We start from the raw sequence: 4,947 nt of genomic DNA on the forward strand, positions 1-4,947 counted from the left end.
CATCGAGTCCCTCAAGGAGGCCACCCGCCGGGCGTTCGCCAGCCACGCCTCGCTCAGCGCCGGCGAGCAGAACGGGGTGATCAACCGGCTGGCGATCGTGTCGGTGGTCTTCCTGCCGCTGTCGTTCCTGACCGGGTTCTTCGGGATGAACTTCACGTTCCTGACCGACAGCATGGAGAGCCGAGAGGAGTTCTGGCTGCTCGCCGTCGGCCTCCAGCTGCTGGTCCTCGCCGTCTGCCTCTACGTGCTGCACCGCACCCGCGTCTGGCGCAGGCTGCGCGAGGACGACTGACCGACCCGACGGCGGGCGGTCCTAGCGGTGGAGCCGGCTCGGCCAGTCCTGGGGGACGCGCCCGGCGGGGCCGGGGGCCGGCTGGTCCGCGGGGTGGGCGTCCGGTGGGGTGAGGTCGGGCCCCGACTCGTACATGGTGCCCGTGGCGTAGTCCCAGAACCAGGACTCGCCCGGTTCGAAGCTCTGCACCAGGGGGTGGCCGGCGGACTTCCAGTGGGCGGTGGCGTGCTGGGCGGGGGAGGAGTCGCAGCAGCCGACGTGCCCGCACTGGGCGCAGCGCCGCAGGTGGAACCACCAGCCGCCCACCGCGTCGCAGTCCCCGCAGCCCGTGCCGCTGGGCGGGACGCCCGGGTCGATCCCGTCGATCTCGGTCATGTGCGCTCCTCCGTGGGGGCGGGTTCGGGTTCGGCGTCCCCTTCGGGGGCCGTCAGCGGCAGCAGGACCCGGAACCGGGTGTCTCCCGGCACGGACCGGACCTCCAGGCTGCCGTGGTGCTTGTTGACCACGATCCGCCAGGAGATGTCCAGCCCGAGGCCCGTGCCCTCGCCGACCGGCTTGGTGGTGAAGAAGGGGTCGAAGATGCGGTCGCGGATCTCCGGGGGCACACCCGGTCCCGTGTCGCGGAACTCGACCAGCAGCCGGTCGCCCTCCCGCGCCGTGCGGACCGTCAGGGTGCCCTCGCCGCCGGCGCTCCCGATGGCGGACACCGCGTTGTCGATCAGGTTGGTCCACACCTGGTTCAGCTCCGCCGGGTAGGCCGGCACCTCGGGCAGGGAGCGGTCGTACTCCTTGGTCACCCGAACCCGGGGGCCGATCTTGCCGGACAGCATCAGCAGGGTGCTGTCGAGGAGTTCGTGCACGTCGACGTCCCGGTGCGGGGCGCGGTCGAGCTGGGCGTACTGCTTGGCCGCGTCCACCAGGTGGGAGATGCGGGCCGTGGAGTCGCCGATCTCGTCCATCAGCAGCTCGGTCTCCACCGTGTAGTTGAGCCAGCCGACCGCCCCCGGCAGGACGTCCTGTGCCACGGTCGCCGCGACCTGCTCCAGCCAGTCCGTGTCCAGTCCGGCCTGGACGAACGCCGGCGCGATCCGCCAGCCCTCCGGGATGCCGTGGTCCTCCAGCCAGTCGGCGAGCTCGTCCTCCCGGTCGGCGGCCTCCAGCGGGCTCAGCACCGGCGCCTTGGCGACCCGTTCGGCGGTCCGCTCCTGGATCTCGATGAGCTCGGCGAGGGCCTCGCGCGAGTAGGGGCCCCGCGCGATGACGGCCAGTTTGTGCCGCATCTTGCCCACCCGCTCGCGCAGCGCCTCCGTCGCCCGGACCGCCGCCGCGGCCGGGTTGTTGAGCTCGTGCGTGAGACCGGCCGACAACGAGCCGAGCGCCAGCAGCCGTTCACGCTGCCCGATGGCCCGCTGGGTGTCCTTCGCACCGAAGAACAGGCCTTCCAGCAGGTGCGCCGCCATCGGGAACCACTCCTGCATGATGTCCGCGAACGACTGCGCCGACAGCACGAAGAACCGCGTCGGCCCCGTCACCCGCATCGAGTTGACGTACCGCTGCGGGACCCGGTCGCCCAGGTACGCCTGCATGGCCCCCGCGTACACGCCGCGCTGAGAGGTCCGGCTCACCTCCACGTCGTCGGCGCCGACCCGCCGGTACATCACGACCGTGCCCTCGAGCATCACGTAGAAGCAGGTGGCCGGCTCCCCCTCGGTGTACACCGGACCGGCTTCGAAACGCTCCACCCGCCCCTCGGAGCACAGCCTCCCGAGCTGCTCCGGCGACAGCTTTTCGAACAGGAACAGCGAGGCGATCTCCCGCGGGTCGCAGGCGGCCTCCCGCCCGCTCACGACTCCTCCAGGTACCGGTGCACCAGCATGACGGCCATGGCTCCCTCTCCCACCGCGGACGCGACCCGCTTCGCGGACCGGGCCCGCGCGTCGCCCGCCACGAACACCCCGGGGACGTTGGTCTCCAGGTGGTACGGCGGCCGGTCCAGCTCCCACTCCGCCGGCGGCCGCCCGTCCGGTGTGAGGTCCGGCCCGGCGAGGATGAAGCCGTGCTCGTCGCGCAGGACCGTCCCGTCCAGCCAGTCCGTCAGCGGGGCCGCGCCGATGAACACGAACATCCACTGGGCGTCCACGAGTTCCGTGGCCCCCGTCACCGCGTCCCGCAGCACCAGCCGCTCCAGGTGCCCGGCGCCCTGCGCCGCCTCCACCACCGTCCGCGGCCGCACCGTGATGTTCGGCGCCTCCTCGATCTGCTGGATCAGGTAGTACGACATCGACGCCGTCAGGGACTCCCCGCGCACCAGCAGCGTCACCGACTTCGCACCCCGCGCCAGGTACACCGCCGCCTGCCCGGCCACCGCCGCCTGCCCGGCCGAGTTGGCGCCGCCGACCACGTACACGTCCTGCCCCTCGCAGGACGCCGCCTCGGTGAGCGAGGAGCCGTAGTACACCCCGCGCCCCGTCAGGTCCTCGCAGCCCGGTGCCCCCAGTTGCCGGTACGACACCCCCGTCGCCAGGATGACGCTGTGCGCGGCCACCGACGAGCCGTCGGAGAACCGCACCACGCGCGCCGGACCGTTCACCTCCAGCCCCGTGACCTCGCGCGCCGTGAGGATCTCCGCCCCGAACCGGGTCGCCTGGCGGCGGGCGCGCCCGGTGAGCTGGGCACCGGACACCCCGTCCGGGAAGCCCAGGTAGTTCTCGATGCGGGAGCTCTGCCCGGCCTGCCCGCCGGTCGCCGACCGTTCGACCAGGACGGTCCGCAGCCCCTCGGACGCCCCGTACACGGCCGCCCCCAGCCCGGCCGGGCCGCCGCCGATGACGACCAGGTCGTAGAACGCGGCGGCCGGCGTGGTCGCCAGCCCGACGCGCGCGGCCAGCTCCGGCACCTCCGGCTCGACGAGCGCCGTCCCCTCGGCGGTGACCACCAGCGGCAGCCGCAGCCCGTCGGCCCCCGCCGCCTCCAGCAGCCGCCGCCCCTCCGGCTCGTCGGAGGAGTACCAGCGGTAGGGCACCTGGTTGCGGGCCAGGAACTCGCGCACCTCCGAGGAGCGCGCCGACCAGCGGTGCCCGACCACCTTGGTGGCCGGCACCGGCCGGTGGTCACTGGAGCGCCAGGCCGTGAGGAGGTCGTCCACGACCGGGTACAGCTTCTCCTCGGGCGGGTCCCAGGGCTTGAGGAGGTAGTGGTCGAGGTCGACGACGTTGATCGCGTCGATGGCCGCGTGGGTGTCGGCGTACGCCGTCAGCAGCACCCGACGCGCCCCCGGGTACACACCGAGGGCCTGCTCCAGGAACTCGACGCCGTTCATCCGCGGCATCCGGTAGTCGGCGAGGAGCACGGCGACCAGGTCGCCCCGCAGCTTCAGCTCGCGCAGCGCCTCCAGCGCCGACTCCCCGGACTCGGCGCGCACGATCCGGTACCCGCCGCCGTAGCGCCGCCGCAGGTCACGCGCGATGGCGCGGGACACCCCCGGATCGTCGTCCACCGTGAGGATGACGGTCCGCGCCGCGTCGCCGGCCTGTGCCATGCTCCTCCGCCCTGCCCGCTCGGGAGAACCGGCACGAAAGGCCCGCCCATGCCGGCTCCCGCCCATCGTAGGTGCGATCGCCCGCCACCGCTCCGGCTGGCGGCCGCCCCGCGCCCCTCAGCCGGTGAAGGAGCCGTGCCGGCCGGCACCGGACGCGAAGCGCCTGGCGCCCGCGAGGGTCTCGCCCGCCGACAGGGGCACCGTCCCGTGCCGCAGCTCGTTCGCCAGGGCCTCGGGCTCCGCCAGCCCGTGCTGCTCCCGTACGGAGAGCCGGTCGTGGCGCAGGCACAGCTGGGGGAAGGCGGCGATCTCCCGCGCGAGTTCCTCGGCGGCCGGCCGGGCCTGCCCGGGCGGTACGAGGCGGTTGGCCAGGCCGATGGCATGGGCCTCGGCGGCCGGGACCGGGCGGCCGGTCAGGATCAGGTCCATCGCCCGGCTCTCGCCGATCAGGCGTGGCAGCCGGACCGTGCCCCCGTCGATGAGCGGGACCCCCCAGCGGCGGCAGAACACCCCGAAGACCGCGTCCTCCTCCACCACCCGCAGGTCGCACCAGAGGGCCAGCTCCAGCCCGCCTGCCACGGCGTGGCCGGAGACGGCCGCGATCACCGGCTTGGTCAGCCGCAGCCGCGTGGGCCCCATCGGGCCGTCCCCGTCGGGCTCCACGCGGTTGCCGCGCCCGGTGCCGACGGCCTTGAGGTCGGCGCCCGCGCAGAACGTGCCGCCCTCGCCCCACAGCACCGCGACCGAAGCCTCCTCGTCCGCCTCGAAGTCCCGGAACGCCTCGGCCAGCTGCCGCGCGGCCGGCCCGTCCACGGCGTTGCGGGCGCCGGGCCGCGACAGCACCACGGTCGTCACGGCCCCGGCGCGCTCGACGCGGACGGCTGGGGACTCGGGGGTGTCGGTCATCCCGGCATTCTCCCGTGACCACCGCCCCCCCACCAGGCCCCCGGGCCGCCACTCCCGGATCTTGCCGCCCTGGGTGCCGCGTGGCTGTTCCCCCGGGGCCTGTGCGGCTGTGGGTGCCGCTGGCTGTGCTTCTGGGGACCGTGCGGCTGTGGGTGCCGCGTGGCTGTTTCTCCGGGGGCTGTGCCGCCCTGGGTGCCGCATGGTTGTGCAC

The 4,947-nt window shown here is 74.0% G+C and carries 5 protein-coding genes; 1 reads left to right on the forward strand and 4 read right to left on the reverse strand.

Translation table 11 applies throughout. From position 1 onward, the window contains the following. The coding region (locus VR44_RS34975; protein WP_045951676.1) for a CorA family divalent cation transporter at window positions 1-292 on the forward strand (292 nt) is incomplete at its 5' end. A gap of 21 nt (window positions 293-313) precedes the next feature. Here VR44_RS34975 and VR44_RS34980 read toward each other — a convergent pair. The 4 genes from VR44_RS34980 to VR44_RS34995 all read right to left on the reverse strand — a co-directional run bounded on the left by VR44_RS34980 (window position 314) and on the right by VR44_RS34995 (window position 4,736). Further along, window positions 314-667 (reverse strand): UBP-type zinc finger domain-containing protein, encoded by a 354-nt coding sequence (locus VR44_RS34980; protein ID WP_045951677.1) that lies wholly within the window; start codon window positions 665-667, stop codon window positions 314-316. Next, complete coding sequence (locus VR44_RS34985) at window positions 664-2,139, reverse strand: ATP-binding protein (protein ID WP_045951678.1); 1,476 nt, start codon at window positions 2,137-2,139, stop codon at window positions 664-666. The genes VR44_RS34980 and VR44_RS34985 overlap by 4 nt, the downstream gene beginning before the upstream one ends. Then, complete coding sequence (locus VR44_RS34990) at window positions 2,136-3,830, reverse strand: NAD(P)/FAD-dependent oxidoreductase (RefSeq protein WP_045951679.1); 1,695 nt, start codon at window positions 3,828-3,830, stop codon at window positions 2,136-2,138. The genes VR44_RS34985 and VR44_RS34990 overlap by 4 nt, the downstream gene beginning before the upstream one ends. A gap of 117 nt (window positions 3,831-3,947) precedes the next feature. Next, window positions 3,948-4,736 (reverse strand): crotonase/enoyl-CoA hydratase family protein, encoded by a 789-nt coding sequence (locus VR44_RS34995; RefSeq protein ID WP_045951680.1) that lies wholly within the window; start codon window positions 4,734-4,736, stop codon window positions 3,948-3,950. Between the last annotated feature and the right edge of the window lie 211 nt (window positions 4,737-4,947).

This window comes from Streptomyces katrae (assembly GCF_000966975.1).
GTDB classification, from domain to species: domain Bacteria; phylum Actinomycetota; class Actinomycetes; order Streptomycetales; family Streptomycetaceae; genus Streptomyces; species Streptomyces katrae.

What these genes read in the sequence shown, in the direction of transcription:
- VR44_RS34990 (WP_045951679.1), bottom strand. Translation starts at nt 3,830, where the DNA reads ATGGCACAGGCCGGCGACGCGGCGCGGACCGTCATCCTCACGGTGGAC.
- VR44_RS34980 (WP_045951677.1), bottom strand. Translation starts at nt 667, where the DNA reads ATGACCGAGATCGACGGGATCGACCCGGGCGTCCCGCCCAGCGGCACG.
- VR44_RS34995 (WP_045951680.1), bottom strand. Translation starts at nt 4,736, where the DNA reads ATGACCGACACCCCCGAGTCCCCAGCCGTCCGCGTCGAGCGCGCCGGG.